At 72.3% G+C, this 14,399-nt stretch carries 12 protein-coding genes and 1 pseudogene; 3 read left to right on the top strand and 10 right to left on the bottom strand.

Translation table 11 applies throughout. The features are described 5' to 3' along the window. Positions 1-18 precede the first annotated feature (18 nt). Together dusB and ppdK are read left to right on the top strand one after the other, a co-directional pair. Positions 19-1,176: a tRNA dihydrouridine synthase DusB gene (gene dusB / locus ACIQCJ_RS22175; protein ID WP_402712285.1), complete on the top strand. Its 1,158-nt coding sequence runs from the start codon at positions 19-21 to the stop codon at positions 1,174-1,176. Positions 1,177-1,588: 412 nt separating this feature from the next. Beyond that, positions 1,589-4,312: a pyruvate, phosphate dikinase gene (gene ppdK / locus ACIQCJ_RS22170; protein ID WP_355344623.1), complete on the top strand. Its 2,724-nt coding sequence runs from the start codon at positions 1,589-1,591 to the stop codon at positions 4,310-4,312. 272 nt (positions 4,313-4,584) lie between these two features. Here ppdK and ACIQCJ_RS22165 read toward each other — a convergent pair whose 3' ends face one another. The 6 genes from ACIQCJ_RS22165 to ACIQCJ_RS22140 form a co-directional block, all read right to left on the bottom strand. Beyond that, positions 4,585-5,307 carry a DUF4230 domain-containing protein gene (locus tag ACIQCJ_RS22165; RefSeq protein WP_402712284.1) on the bottom strand — a complete coding sequence of 241 codons (723 nt, stop codon included), beginning with the start codon at positions 5,305-5,307 and terminating at the stop codon, positions 4,585-4,587. Positions 5,308-5,419: 112 nt separating this feature from the next. Then, a complete protein-coding gene (locus ACIQCJ_RS22160; RefSeq protein WP_401853276.1) occupies positions 5,420-6,337 on the bottom strand; it encodes an oxidoreductase in 918 nt (305 codons plus the stop codon). Between the two features lie 271 nt (positions 6,338-6,608). Then, positions 6,609-7,535 (bottom strand): DJ-1/PfpI family protein, encoded by a 927-nt coding sequence (locus ACIQCJ_RS22155; protein WP_355344686.1) that lies wholly within the window; start codon positions 7,533-7,535, stop codon positions 6,609-6,611. Then, a complete protein-coding gene (locus tag ACIQCJ_RS22150; RefSeq protein WP_391047414.1) occupies positions 7,532-8,140 on the bottom strand; it encodes an isochorismatase family protein in 609 nt (202 codons plus the stop codon). The genes ACIQCJ_RS22155 and ACIQCJ_RS22150 overlap by 4 nt, the downstream gene beginning before the upstream one ends. A gap of 243 nt (positions 8,141-8,383) precedes the next feature. Further along, complete coding sequence (locus ACIQCJ_RS22145; RefSeq protein ID WP_402712283.1) at positions 8,384-9,826, bottom strand: endo-1,4-beta-xylanase; 1,443 nt, start codon at positions 9,824-9,826, stop codon at positions 8,384-8,386. A 283-nt stretch (positions 9,827-10,109) separates the two neighbouring features. Then, on the bottom strand, positions 10,110-11,219 hold the full coding sequence (locus tag ACIQCJ_RS22140; protein ID WP_355344695.1) for a LacI family DNA-binding transcriptional regulator: 1,110 nt from the start codon (positions 11,217-11,219) through the stop codon (positions 10,110-10,112). A gap of 238 nt (positions 11,220-11,457) precedes the next feature. Between ACIQCJ_RS22140 and ACIQCJ_RS22135 the strand changes: the two genes are divergently transcribed. After that, the gene (locus ACIQCJ_RS22135) at positions 11,458-12,177 is read left to right on the top strand and encodes a hypothetical protein (RefSeq protein ID WP_402712282.1); all 720 of its coding nucleotides are present in this window, start codon (positions 11,458-11,460) and stop codon (positions 12,175-12,177) included. 8 nt (positions 12,178-12,185) lie between these two features. Here ACIQCJ_RS22135 and ACIQCJ_RS22130 read toward each other — a convergent pair whose 3' ends face one another. From ACIQCJ_RS22130 to ACIQCJ_RS22115, 4 genes and pseudogenes are all read right to left on the bottom strand, one after another. Beyond that, the gene (locus tag ACIQCJ_RS22130; RefSeq protein ID WP_391047407.1) at positions 12,186-12,668 is read right to left on the bottom strand and encodes an OsmC family protein; all 483 of its coding nucleotides are present in this window, start codon (positions 12,666-12,668) and stop codon (positions 12,186-12,188) included. A 23-nt stretch (positions 12,669-12,691) separates the two neighbouring features. Beyond that, on the bottom strand, positions 12,692-13,327 hold the full coding sequence (locus ACIQCJ_RS22125) for a GntR family transcriptional regulator (protein ID WP_402712281.1): 636 nt from the start codon (positions 13,325-13,327) through the stop codon (positions 12,692-12,694). A 47-nt stretch (positions 13,328-13,374) separates the two neighbouring features. Next, positions 13,375-13,596 (bottom strand): annotated as a pseudogene (locus ACIQCJ_RS22120) (nitrite reductase); the annotation flags it as partial. Positions 13,597-13,600: 4 nt separating this feature from the next. Continuing rightward, on the bottom strand, positions 13,601-14,326 hold the full coding sequence (locus tag ACIQCJ_RS22115; protein ID WP_355344852.1) for an ElyC/SanA/YdcF family protein: 726 nt from the start codon (positions 14,324-14,326) through the stop codon (positions 13,601-13,603). Between the last annotated feature and the right edge of the window lie 73 nt (positions 14,327-14,399).

Genomic DNA, 14,399 nt, shown 5'->3' with positions numbered 1-14,399 from the left:
TACGCGACAATGGACGGCATGACCGCTGACGCCGCCACGCTCACCCGCCCGGAAACCCTCCGGATCGGCCCGCACGCCGTGTGGCCGCCGGTCGTGCTCGCCCCGATGGCGGGCATCACCAACGCGCCCTTCCGCACGCTCTGCCGCGAGTTCAGTGGCGGGAAGGGGCTGTTCGTCAGCGAGATGATCACGACGCGCGCGCTGGTCGAGCGCAATGAGAAGACCATGCACCTCATCCACTTCGACGCCTCGGAGACACCGCGCTCCATCCAGCTCTACGGTGTCGACCCGGCGACCGTCGGCAAGGCCGTGCGGATGATCGTGGACGAGGATCTGGCCGACCACATCGACCTCAACTTCGGCTGCCCGGTGCCGAAGGTGACCCGCAAGGGCGGCGGGTCCGCGCTGCCGTTCAAGCGCAATCTGCTGCGGGCGATCCTGCGCGAGGCGGTCGGCAACGCGGGCGACCTGCCGGTCACCATCAAGATGCGCAAGGGCATCGACGACGACCACCTCACGTATCTCGACGCGGGCCGGATCGCGGTCGAGGAGGGCGTGACGGCGGTCGCGCTGCACGGCCGCACCGCCGCCCAGCACTACGGCGGCACCGCCGACTGGGACGCCATCGCGCGGCTCAAGGAGCACGTGCCCGAGATCCCGGTGCTCGGCAACGGCGACATCTGGTGCGCGGACGACGCGGTACGGATGATGCGGGAGACCGGCTGCGACGGTGTCGTGGTCGGCCGGGGGTGCCTCGGGCGGCCCTGGCTCTTCGGCGACCTGGTCGCCGCCTTCGAGGGCGGCGCCGCGCCCGCCACCCCCGACTTCGGGCAGGTCGCGCGGGTGATGCGGCGGCACGCGGAGCTGCTGGGGGAGTGGATTGGGGACGAGGCACGCGGTGTCGTCGACTTCCGCAAGCACGTGCCCTGGTACACCAAGGGCTTCTCGGTCGGCTCGGACGCGCGCCGGGCGCTGGCCACGGCCTCGTCGCTGGCCGAGATGGACGAGCACCTCGGCGGTCTCGACCTCACCCAGTCCTGGCCCGCGCACGCCGACGGCCCGCGCGGCCGTACCGCCCCCGGCAAGCGGGTCGTCCTCCCGGACGGCTGGCTCAACGACCCGTACGACTGCGCCGTGCTCACGGAGGACGCCGAATCCGACACCTCGGGCGGCTAACCGTCCGGGAACGCCGGCCGCCCACGGCCGGAGCGGGCCCTGGCCGCCGTCCAGCATGTGAGACGCGAGGCGTGATTCGCGCCACGGTTGATAGGGCTTGCGCTCAAACGAGCGCGAAGAGGGGTGTCGCACCTTCCGAAAGCATGGCACGCGGTGCCACCCCCGCTGTGTCCACGCGGCACGGCGCCACGTGACGCTCCGTAGACCGAGTCGCCGAAGCGACCACCGGAGTGAAACCGTCCGTTCGACTCGTGAACGGAGTGCGAACACCGGCCGGCGGGCCCCCCGCCCCGGAGACACCGGCAGACGGGCGGTTACCGCCGTGTGTCGAGGTCATGGACGCACTGCGGCGCCTTCGACCTGGGTACGCTCCCCGCCGTCAGGGCATCCCGGTCGCGAGGAGTCGAGTCCCGTGTCGGCACGACAGAAGAAGCAGAAGTTCGTCTACGACTTCACTGAGGGCAACAAAGACCTCAAGGACCTGCTCGGCGGCAAGGGAGCGAACCTCGCCGAGATGACCAACCTCGGCCTGCCCGTCCCTCCGGGTTTCACCATCACCACCGAGGCGTGCAGGGTCTATCTGGAAACCGGCGCGGAACCCTCCGCGCTGCGCGACGAGGTGAGTGCGCACCTCGACGCGCTGGAGCAGCGGATGGGCAAGAAGCTCGGCCAGCCGGACGACCCGCTGCTGGTCTCGGTCCGCTCGGGCGCGAAGTTCTCCATGCCCGGCATGATGGACACCGTCCTCAACATCGGCCTGTCCGACGCGTCGGTCGCCGGGCTCGCCCAGCAGGCGGGCAACGAGCGCTTCGCGTGGGACTCCTACCGGCGTCTTGTGCAGATGTTCGGCAAGACCGTGCTCGGTGTGGACGGCGACCTCTTCGAGGACGCGCTGGACGAGGCCAAGCGGCACAAGGGCGCGGACAGCGACCTCGGTCTGGACGCGGCCGATCTGCGACAGCTCGTGGACGACTTCAAGGCGATCGTCGCCAAGGAGGCCGGCCGGGACTTCCCGCAGGAGCCGCGCGAGCAGATGGACCTCGCCGTGCGCGCGGTCTTCGACTCCTGGAACACCGAGCGCGCCAAGCTCTACCGCCGCCAGGAACGTATCCCCGGCGACCTGGGCACCGCCGTCACCGTCTGCTCGATGGTCTTCGGCAACCTCGGCCCTGACTCCGGCACCGGCGTCGCCTTCACCCGCGACCCGGCCAGTGGCCACCAGGGCACGTACGGCGACTATTTGCAGAACGCCCAGGGCGAGGACGTCGTCGCCGGTATCCGCAACACCGTGCCGCTCGCCGACCTCGAAGGCATCGACAAGGCGTCGTACGACCAGCTCATCTCGATCATGGAGACGCTGGAGACGCACTACCGCGACCTGTGCGACATCGAGTTCACCATCGAGCGCGGCAAGCTGTGGATGCTCCAGACCCGGGTCGGCAAGCGGACCGCGGCGGCGGCCTTCAGAATCGCCACCCAGCTCGTCGACCAGGGCCTGATCAGCGAGGCGGAGGCGCTGCAACGGGTCAACGGCGCGCAGTTGGCGCAGCTCATGTTCCCGCGCTTCGACGACACGGTCGCCGACAGCGGGAACGTACGCCGGATCGGCTGGGGCATCGCGGCCTCGCCCGGCGCCGCCGTCGGCAAGGCGGTCTTCGACTCGTACACCGCCGTCAAGTGGTCGCGGTCCGGCGAGAAGGTCATCCTGATCCGCCGCGAGACCAACCCCGACGACCTCAACGGCATGATCGCCGCCGAGGGCATCCTCACCAGCCGCGGCGGCAAGACCTCGCACGCCGCCGTCGTCGCCCGCGGGATGGGCAAGACCTGCGTGTGCGGCGCCGAGGAGCTGGAGGTCGACACCAAGCGGCGACGGCTGACCGCGCCGGGGGGCGTGGTGATAGAGGAGGGCGACCTCATCTCGATCGACGGCTCCTCGGGCAAGGTGTACGTCGGCGAGGTGCCCGTCGTACCGTCCCCGGTGGTCGAGTACTTCGAGGGCCGCATGCACGCGGGGGCCGACGAGGCCGACGGACTCGTCCAGGCGGTGCACCGGATCATGGCGTACGCCGACCGGGTCCGCCGGCTGCAAGTACGCGCCAACGCCGACAACGCCGAGGACGCCAACCGCGCCCGCCGCTTCGGCGCGCAGGGCATCGGCCTGTGCCGTACCGAGCACATGTTCCTCGGCGAGCGCCGCGAGCTGGTCGAGCGACTGGTCCTCGCCGACACCGACACCGAGCGGGAAGAGGCGCTCGGCGCGCTGCTGCCGCTGCAAAAGGCCGACTTCATCGAGCTGTTCGAGTCGATGGACGGACTGCCGGTGACCGTACGGCTGCTGGACCCGCCGCTGCACGAATTCCTGCCCGACATCACGGAGTTGTCGGTACGGGTCGCGCTCGCCGAGTCCCGCAGGGACGCCAACGAGAACGACCTGCGGCTGCTCCAGGCCGTCCACAAGCTCCATGAGCAGAACCCGATGCTGGGCCTGCGCGGCGTACGCCTCGGCCTGGTCATCCCCGGCCTGTTCGCCATGCAGGTACGGGCCATCGCGGAGGCGGCGGCGCACCGCAAGTCCGTCAAGGGCGACCCGCGCCCCGAGGTGATGATCCCGCTGGTCGGCACCGTGCAGGAATTGGAGATCGTCCGCGAGGAGGCCGACCGCGTCATCGCCGAGGTCGAGGCGGCCACCGGCGCCTCGCTCGGCATGGCCATCGGCACGATGATCGAGCTGCCGCGCGCCGCGCTGACGGCCGGTCAGATCGCGGAGGCCGCCGAGTTCTTCTCCTTCGGCACCAACGACCTCACCCAGACCGTGTGGGGCTTCTCCCGCGACGACGTCGAGGCGTCCTTCTTCACCGCCTACCTGGAGAAGGGCATCTTCGGCGTCTCCCCGTTCGAGACCATCGACCGCGACGGCGTCGGCGCGCTGGTCCGCTCCGCCTGCGAGGCCGGCCGTGCCACCCGCCCCGGCCTCAAGCTCGGCATCTGCGGCGAGCACGGCGGCGACCCCGAGTCCGTCCACTTCTTCCACGATGTCGGGCTCGACTACGTCTCCTGCTCGCCCTTCCGCATCCCCGTCGCCCGCCTGGAGGCCGGCCGCGCCGCCGCCCGTCCCCCCACGCCGACCACCTGACCGGGCCGGGCCCGGACCGCCGCCGGACGCCCCTTGCCCTGGGGGCACCCTCACCGACCGGCGACCCGTTCCCGACCCCACCCCGCCGGGGGCGACGCTTCGTGCGGAAGCGCCGCCCCCGGCGCTTTCACGTACGCCGGGGCACGGCCCGGCCATGCCGGCGCCGCGGCGTCCCACGCCCACGATCCGAGGCGCGCACCCGCGATGAGCACAAAGAAGGTCGCCAGGGCCGCACCGTAGCGGTGCGGCCCTGGCGACTGTCTGAGACGGGGTCAGGAGGACGTGGGGCTGGCCGTGGTGGGGGTCGCGCTGCCGCTGGGCGTCGGGGCGGTCTTCGGGGGCGGGCCGAAGTCGACGTTCACGTGCTCGAAGCCGAGCGAGGTCAGCAGGTGCTCCAGCATGAATTTGGTGTTGGTCTCGGCCCGCGCGCCCAACTCGGTCTGCTTGGCGGCGTCCTGGATCTTCTGCGCGGCCAGCTCGTTGAGCTGCTGGGCGTTGCCCGGATTGTCGCCGAAGAAGTCGCCGATCCGGTCGAAGAAGCCGCGCTGCTGCGAGACGACGTAGGAATGCTTGGTGTCCAGCGAGGTCCGCTCAAGTGCCGCGTGCGGCAGGCGGATCGTCGCGGACTTGCGGTCGGCGGAGACCTTCACCGCGTCGTTGCCGACGGAACCGAGATCGACGTACGCGTCGACGCTGCCCGCGCCGACGTACAGCGTGCGCTTGCCGCGCACCGCGGACGGCAGGAATTTGGCGTCCTTCTCCAGGTCGACGACGACCTCGAAGTTGCCGCTCGCGCCCTCGAAGCGGTTCATGTCCTGGATGGACTTCAACAGGACGGGACCGCTGCGGTCCTTGTCCTTCTCCGCGAACGGATTCGGTATACCGGGCAGCAGATTGGCCTTGCCGAGCAACAGGAACAGCAGCGCGAGTACGACCACTCCGATAGCTGTCCGCGCCCACCAGGGCATACGTCCCGCAGCACCACTGATCGCCATGACCGCGTCACCTCCTGAAGTGCCGGGTACCCGCGCTCGGCGATTCCATGAGCCGAACGTGCGCTCGACATAGGTGAGTTGGTACGGCCGGTCCGGGGTCGCGCCCGGCGGCTCACAGGGCGTACGTGACCCCCGTCAGCCGCTCCGACGCCTCCCACAGCAGCTCGCCGGTCACGTCGTCACGGGTCCTGGGCAGCCGCCAGGCGCGGGCGGGCGCGCCGCGCAGGCCCGGCGCGCGCGGGCCGGTGAAGGAGTCGGGGGCGACACCGGGCGCCGTCGCCGCGTAGAGCGTGGGCAGCGCCCCGCGCTCGGCCGACTGCGCCAGCAGTCGGTTGCCGAAGACGTAGACACGCTCCACGCCCTTGCGGCCCTCCATCAGCGCCCCGCGCGTGTGCAGGTCCGTCGCCGCGTAACCGGGGTGCGCCGCCGCGGCCACGATCCCCGAACCGGCCGCCGCGAGCCGCCGCGACAGCTCGTGCACGAAGAGCAGATTCGCGCTCTTCGACTGGCCGTACGCCGTCCAACGGCGGTACCCGCGGGTCGCGTTGAGGTCGCCGAGACGCACCCCGGCCAGCACGTGGGCCACGCTCGACACCACGACGATCCGGGCCCCGCGGTCCGCCGCCCGCAGCCGGGGCAGCAGCAGGCCCGTCAGTGCGAAGTGCCCCAGGTGGTTCACCCCGAACTGCTTCTCGAAGCCGTCGTACGTCAGGCCGTACGGCAGTGCCATCACCCCGGCGTTGTTGACCAGCAGGTCCAGCGACGGCTCCTCGTACGCCTCCGCGAACGCCCGCACGCTTCCCAGGTCGGCCAGGTCCAGCGGCCTGAACACCGCCTGGGCGTTGGGCACTTCGGCCTGGAGGCGCTTCAGCGCCGCCGTCGCGCGCTCCGCGTCCCGGCACGCCAGCGTCACGCGGGCGCCGCGGCGGGCCAGTTCCCTGGCCGTGCAGTAACCGATGCCGGTGTTCGCGCCCGTCACCACGGCCGTCCTTCCGGACTGGTCCGGAACGCTCTCCGCCGTCCAGCTCATGACGTCCCCCTCCCTCGCACCTGACTACCCGTCAGGGTAGGGCGTAGGGTCCCGTCCTGGACGGTTCCTCTGCGGTGGGTGGTGGGCTGATCTTTTAAGGGGCGCGGGGAACTGCGCGACCAACCACCGCGCTCCCGCAGGTCACCACCCGCCCCGGCGGGGCAGTTCGGTTGGTCCCGGACCACCGGCCGGTGGGGGAGGGCCGCGCAGTTCCCCGCGCTCCGACGGGGCACGAGCCGTGCGCAAGGCCAGCGCGAAAGGGGCCACCGCCTCACGCGGAGGCGAGGTCCGGGCGCCGACGGGCGCGGAGGCGCCGGAGCATGCGGGCGTCCTGGAAACCAACGGCGCGGGCCGCGGCTTCGAGCGTGGCCCCCTGCCCGATGAGATGCTCGGCGCGCTCGATGCGCAGCTCCTGTTGGTAGCGGAGCGGCGTGAGCCCGGTGGAGGCGGTGAAGCGCCGCGTGAGGGTGCGCTCGCTGAGCCCGGTGGAGGCGGCGAGGTCGGCGAGGGCGAGGTGGTGGGCGAAGCGGGCGTCGATCAGATCCTGGGCCCGGTGCACGGCGTCGCTGAGGTGCCCGCGGTGCCGGAGCATGGCGCTGGTCTGGAGCTCGTCGCCGTTGCGCCGGGCGTAGACGACCATCTGCCGGGCGACGCGGGCTGCGGCGCCCGGCCCGTGGCGGACGGCGACCAGGTGCAGCGCGAGGTCGATGCCGCTGGCGATCCCGGCGGAGCTGACGACGCGGTCGTCCACGACGTAGAGGACGTCGCGTACGACGGTGGCCCGCGGATAGTCGCGGGCGAGTTCGTCCTGCACGTCGTGGTGGGTGGTGCAGCGGCGGCCGTCGAGCAGCCCGGCCCGGCCGAGCGCGTCCGCCCCCGCGCACACGCTGGCGACGGTGCCGCCGCCCGCGTGGTGCGCGCGCAGCCACTCCAGGGTCGCGGGTGTGAGCGCGCCGTTCTCGTGCAGCGTGTGGGCCCGCCAGCCCGGTACGACGATCAGGTCGTCGGCCGTCAGCGCGGGCGGCTCGGTGGCCGCGCGCAGCGCGACCCCTTGGGCGGTGGGGACGTCTTCCCGCTCGGCGACGTAGTCCAGCCGGTACCCGAGGCCGTAGTCGGCGGCCGTCGAGAACACCTGGGCGGGACCCGCGAGGTCGAGCAGATGCAGGTGGGGCACGAGCAGGAAGACGACCCGGGTCACGATCCGGTCAGCTCCTTGACGGTCGAGACGGTGGCGAAGCGGCCCGCGAGAGCGTACTCGGTGCGCGCGATGATGTCCGCCGGGAGCAGCGTGCGCGGGTCGGCCAGCACCTCGGCGAGCGGGCGGCCCGCCGGCGCGTCGCGGTGCTCGATCGGCTCGGTGGCGGTCGCGTCCACCACGAAGGTGACGTCGTAGCCGAGGTCGGAGGCCAGCCGCGTCGTGGTCTCCACGCACTGCTCGGTGCGGATGCCGCAGGTGATCAGCGAGCGGATGCCGCGCGCGGTGAGGATCTGCTGGAGATTCGTGGTCGTGAAGGCGTTGTGCGCGGTCTTGACGAGCAGCGGCTCGCCCTCGGCGCGGGTCAGCCCGTCGATCAGCCGTACGTGGCCGCTCTCCGGGTCGAAGACCGTGTTCGAGCCCGGCTCGGAGTGCAGCACCCAGATCACCGGGTGCCCCTGCTCGCGGGCGTAGTCGACCAGCCGCGCCACCCGCGTGGCCACGTCGGGGTCGGACGCGGCCTGCCAGCTCTCCCGCTGCCGGAAGGACTCCTGGACGTCGATGACGATGAGCGCGGTCGCGCTCGCGGGGTTCGTGTTGTCAGCCATGACTCGATCGTGCCTCTGGCGCGGGCCCGCGGGTAGACCCGATCATGCCCCGCTGCGGAACGATCCGGTCACGCGGCGGGGCACCGGGGTACGCCCCCGCGTCGGACTCGCCCGCGGACCGCCCGACGCCGCCCCGCCCCTCGACATCGCCGCGTTCGGCGAGCGGGCAGTGTCTCGACGACGACGCGGTGGCGGTGCCGGTGCATCCGGTCGTCGAGGAGTAGCCGCCCGCTCGCCCGGCTCTCAACTCACCGTGCAGGCGGCGCCGTTGAGAGTGAAGCCGGTCGGCTTCGGGTTACTGCCCGACCAGTTGGCGTTGAAGCCGAAGTCCACCGTGCCGCCTGCCGCGATCGTCCCGTTGTAGGACAGATTCGTGGCCGTCGCCGCGGTGCCGCTCTGGGTGACCGTCGCGTTCCACGCCTGCGTGACCGTCTGGCCCGGCGCGAAAGTCCACTTCAGCGTCCAGCCGTTGACCGGCGCGGAGCCGTTGTTCTTCACCGTCAGATTCGCGGTGAAGCCGGTGTTCCACTGGTTGACCCCGTATGTCACCGCGCAGCCGCCACCGCCGGGCGGTGTGGTGGGCGGAGTGGTCGGGGGCGTGGTGGGCGGTGTGGTCGGCGGTGTGGTGGTCGTGCTGCCGCCGAGCGCCGTACGGACCGCGGTGTAGGCGGGCTTGGGCTGGTAGTTGTCGTCGTACAGCAGAGCCGCGCCCTGGCCGGGGAAGACGCCCGGGATCCACGAGGTCGCGTCGGAGACGCCCCACACCGTGATGCCCACACAACGCGACACGCCCAGGCAGGCGTTGACCACCGAGGTGTAGTCATTGGCCTGCTGCTGGAGCCTGGCGGCGTCCGACGGGGTCTGCATCCGGATGTCCAGCTCAGTGATGGCCACGTCCACGCCGAGGTCGGCGAAGCGCTGGAGGTTGGCCTTGAAGGTCGACGGCACCTGGCCGAGGATCAGGTGCGCCTGGAAGCCGACGCCGTCGATCGGAACGCCCTGCTGCTTCAGCGACTTGACCAGGTTGTACATGCCGTCGCTCTTGGGGCCCGTGCCCTCGACGTTGTAGTCGTTGAGGTAGAGCTTGGCGCCCGGGTCGGCGGCGCGGGCGGCCGTGAACGCGTCCGCGATGTACGACGAGCCGAGCTGGTTGTACCAGAGGTCCTGGCGGAAGGTGCCGTCCTCGTTGAACGGCTCGTTGACCACGTCCCAGTGGACGACCTTGCCCTTGTAGTGCGTGGCCTCGTCGGTGACGTGCTTGATCAGGATGTTGTGCAGCTCGGTGTTGCTGAAGCTGCCGGAGGTCAGCCAGTTGGGGAGCTGGCTGTGCCACACCAGATTGTGGCCGCGGACCTGCATGTTGTGCGCCTGCGCGAAGTTGACGATCGAGTCGCCCGGCGCCCAGTTGTACGTGCCGCGGCTCGGCTCGACGGTGTCCCACTTCATCTCGTTGCCGGGAGTGACCATGCCGAACTGGGCGCCCGCGATGGGCCCGCTGGTGCCTGTGGCCTCGCTCGCGGTCAGGGCGGTGCCCATGTAGATGCCCTTGGCCGCGGCCAGGTCGCGCAGCGGCGGGTCCGCGGCGTGCGCCGACGGCACGGTGGCGGCGATCAGCGCCGCCGTCGCCGCCAGCAGCGCCGCGCCGGATCCGCCGATGGCGGATCTGAGGGCTCGCTTGGAGAACATGTGTGAATACCTCTTCCAAGTGGGGGATTGGAGCAGGCAGTTCGGTACGCGTGGTTGCGAGCGATGCGCGTGGGACGAGGGAGGAACGCATCGAATGTTTCGATACGAATTCCGACTGCGGCGCAGACCCTACGGGCACCCCACCCGGCCGTCAACACCCCCGGCAATCACCGCACTTCGGACGGGGCGGTGCGCGTACGCCTCGGCGTGCGGGCGTGCGGGCGTGCGGGCGTGTGAGTGTGCGGGCTCGCGGGTGGGTGAGCGCGCGGGGGTGCGAGGACGCCTAGGCGGGGGACTGCGTGCTGCTGCGCTCGACCAGCCGGGTCGCCAGATCCACCCGCAGGGTGCTCGGCTGCTTGCCGCGGCTCAGGTCGAGCACTAGCCGGGCGGCGGCCTCCGCCATCTCGGTCAGCGGCTGCCTGACCGTGGTCAGCGGCGGGCTGATCCAGCGCGACAGCGGCAGGTCGTCGAAGCCGATCACGCTCACGTCGCCCGGAATGCTCAGCCCCAGCTCGCGCGCCGCCTCGTACAGTCCGAGCGCCTGGAGGTCGTTGCCGGTGAAGACGGCGGTGGGCCGCTCCGGCAGCCGCAGCAGTTCGAGTCCCGCGGTGTAACCGGCCTCGTGGTGGAAGTCGCCCGCCCTGACCAGCGCCGGGTCGAAGGCGACCCCCGCGGTCTCCAGCGCGGCGCGGTACCCGTCGATCCTGGCCCGGCTGCACATCATCCCCGCCGGGCCGCCGATCACACCGATCCGCCGGTGCCCCAGCTCCAGCAGGTGCCGGGTGGCGGCCACCCCGCCCTGCCAGTTGGTCGCCCCGATCGCGGGCACGTCCTCGCCGGGGTCGCCCGCCGGGTCCATCACCACGAACGGGATGTCCCGGCTGGTGAGCTGCGCCCGCTGGGCCGGGTCGAGCCCGGACAGTACGAGGATGACGCCGGTCGGACGCCGGGCCAGCACCCCGTCCACCCACGTCTGACCGGGGCTCAGGCGGCCCGCCGACTCCGAGAGCACCACGCTCAGGCCCTCGACCCGCGCCACGTTCTCCACACCCCGGATGACCTCCATCGCCCACGCGCTCTCCAGCTCGTGGAAGACCAGGTCGAGCAGCGGCGCGGGCTGCGCGTTGCCGCGCCGCCGCTGGTAGCCGTGGAGGCGCAGCAGCTCCTCCACCCTGCTCCGCGTGGCGGGCGCGACATCGCCGCGGCCGTTGAGCACCTTCGAAACAGTCGGAGCCGAGACGCCCGCGGCCCGGGCGATCTCGGCGAGGGTGGCCGCGCCGGCGCTGCCGCCCGCGTTTCCGCCCGCGCTCGCGCGGCCCGCCGCTCCCGCCGCGCCGTTCGACGGCGTGTCGGGCTGGTCGGCTGTCCTGGACGGTACGTCTGCGGCGCTCATGCCTGCGATCGTAGCCCGCCGCCGCCCCATCCGTCCGACCCCGGGGTGCCCCCTGTTTTCCCGGCAACAATCGGTAACCGACTCGAATCATTCTCCGTGTGGTCCCTCACCGCTTGCCTGTGCCCCGCGGGGCGCGGGGAGCCGCACGGCCAGCCGTGACGCCGCGCGGCCGGAAACGGGGGTGGCATGGCCGATTCCGGGCGGGCGGCAGGGGGAGGGAGAGTGCGACGGTGACGGGATGAGCTTCTTCCAGGACGTGCCAGAACCGCCGACCGCGCCGGAGCCGGAGCCCCGGCCGCGTCCCCCGTGGGAACGGTCCGTCTACGTGCTTCCCGCGTCGGTGCCGGGTGACGTGGTGCTGCTGCGCTCGGACCGGGCGGCGGTCTGGATCGGCGGGCTGCGGGCGTACCCCAACGGCTTCGTGTTCCACCTGCGCGCGGTCCTGCGAAGGACCCCGGCCAACGGAGCCTGGTTGGGCAATCCCCTCGACGGCCGGTCCAACCCGCTGCGTCCGCCCGAGCCGCAGAGCAATCTGCGGCTCGGCCTGCGGTACGCGGACGGCCGACGAGTCGCGACGCAGGGCGGGATGCCGGTGCCCTGGCCGGGCGACGACGACACGGAGGCGATCCGCCTGATCAGCCAGGGCGGCGGCGGCAGCGGTCTGACATGGGAGGCGAGCTTCTGGACGTATCCGCTGCCGCCGGACGGCCCGGTGACCGTCTTCACCTCGTGGCTCGACGCAGGGGTGCGTGAAGCGTCGGTGGAACTGGACGGCGCGGCGATCCGGGCGGCGGGCGGCCGGGCCGTCCGCCTGTGGCCGCAGGACGAGGACCCCGAGGACGAGGACGGCTACAGCTACGTGACGAGGACGCTGACGGTCGGCGACGCCGAAGCGGACGGGGACGGGGACGGGGACGACGACCCCGAGACCGAACCCGGCACCGCACCGGGCGCGTAACCGGACGCTCATGGGGCCGAGACCGTCACCGACGGCTCGTGCCGCACCGGGAAGTTCACCGAGTTGGCGATGAAGCACAGCCGTTGGGCCTCCTCGTGGAGGGCCTGGGCGGCGGCGGCCATCGCGGGGGAGGCGACCTCGACGGCGGGCCGGAGCACGGCTTCGGTGAAGTGGCCGCCGCCGTCGCCGGTCTCCCGCATCGTGCCGGTCGCGTGGTCGGTGTAGCCGGTGACGACCACGCCGTTGACGGCGCAGACGTGGAGGTACGACAGCAGGTGGCACTGGGAGAGCGCGGCGAGGAGCAACTGCTCGGGGTTCCAGCGGTCGGCGTCACCGCGGAAGGCGCGGTCGGCGGAGCCGGAGATGGCGGGGAGTCCGGCCGCGGTGACCTCGTGCGTACGGTCGTAGTCGCGGTAGGAGCTGGTGCCCGTGCCGCGGTTGCCGGTCCAGACGACCTCGGTCTCGTAGGAGTGCTGACGGGCTGACGGCATGGCTCGATGTCCCTTCGGGTCGCTCAGTCGGTGAATCGGGCGCCGCAGGTGTCCAGAACGTGGCGGCGGGCCGCCTCGGCCGCCTCGCGCGCCCGGCCCCCGGTGATCGCGGCCAGCAGCTCCCGGTGCTGGGCGTTGACCTGGGCGGGCCGGTGGGGCGGGTCGAGGGAGGCGCGGGTGGAGACGAGGATCTGGTCCCACAGCCGGTCGAGCGAGGCGAGCGCCACGGGGTTCGCGGCGAGTACGGCGATCCGGCCGTGGAAGCGGCGGTTGTGGGCGACGGCCTCGGCGAGGCGCCCGGCCAGCGTGGCCTCTTCCGTACGGTCCGCCTCGCGGACCAGCTCGGCCAGGTCGGCGGGGGCGATCCGGCCCTCGGCCTGGCGCCCGGCGGCCAGCTCGGCGGTGAGCGCCTCCAGGGCGGCCCGCACCTGGTAGGCGTGGCGCAGCGCCTCCGCGTCCAGCGCGACCACCCGCACACCGCGCCCCGCCGAGTGGACCAGCCCGTCGGCGACCAGCGCGCGGAACGCCTCGCGCACCGGCGTCCTGCTCATCTCCAGCGACAGCGCGACCTCGGTCTCGGTGAGCCGCTGGCCCGGCGCGTAGGCGCCGTCCAGGATCAGGTCACGCAGCCGCACGCGGGCGGCATCGGTCTGCTGCACACGGCCGAGGCTAGCTTCTGCATGCATTGCATGCAATGCATGCAGAAGGCCGGGGCGTGCTTCTCCGCCCGGACCCGCAGCGGCCCCGCCGCGACCCGGTCCAGCGCCTCCTCCCAGCTCGCGGGCGCCGACTCGCCGTCCGCGCCCCGTACCAGCGGCCCGGTCAGCCGCACCGCCGTGGACAGCACCTCCGTCGAGGCGCGGCCCTCGCCGCACAACGCCCCCCGGTTCACCGGGAACGCCGTCCGCTCCACCACCTCCGGCCCGTCCGCCTCAGCGCACGGCCCCGCCCGCGGTGAGGGCGCGTGCGACCCCCGGCTCGCGCGGCCCCAGGAAGTGCGGGTTCGGGCGAATCACCACGTCCGCCGCCGCCTTGCCCGCGGCCAGCAACTCCCGTACGCCGCCCGCGTACCAGGTGGCGTCGTGCGGCTCGTCGACGGCGATCCCGTAGGCGTCGATCCCGGCGGCCTCGCAGAGCGCCAGGGCCCTGCGTATGTGGAAGTCCTGGCTGACCAGGACGGCCCGGTCGACCCCGAAGACGCGCTTGGCGCGGCTGCACGAGTCCCAGGTGTCGAAGCCCGCGTAGTCCAGGACGACCTTGTCGGCGGGCACGCCGTGCGCGGCCAGGTAGGTGCGCATGGCACCCGGCTCGTTGTACGACGTGCGGCTGTTGTCGCCGGTGACCAGCACCACGCGTATCCGGCCCGTCCGGTACAGCGTCGCCGCCGCGTCCAGCCGGTGCGCCAGATACGGCGACGGCTTACCGTCCCAGAGCCCGGCGCCGAAGACCACGGCCACCGGCTCCTTCGGCACGTCGGCAAGCGTGCGGACGCGCCCGCCGTCGGCCAGCCGCAGCCACGTCGCGGGCAGCAGAGCCAGCACGCACACGGCCACGCTCCACCGCAGCAGCCGCCGCCACCCCCGCCGCGTGCGCGGCAACCGCGCCCATGACGGCTTCCACCCCCGGACCCGCGCCCCCCACGTCCGCGCCCACGTCATACCGTCCACCCCCTGACCCGCCATCGCCCCCGCCCCTCGCCGACCCGTGCCCCCTCCGTGACCGACGCCGGAC

This window comes from Streptomyces sp. NPDC093221, assembly GCF_044753885.1.
Lineage (GTDB): Bacteria > Actinomycetota > Actinomycetes > Streptomycetales > Streptomycetaceae > Actinacidiphila.
The sequence above is the reverse complement of the archived record's forward strand: the minus strand, read 5'-3'. Positions and strand labels throughout refer to the sequence as shown.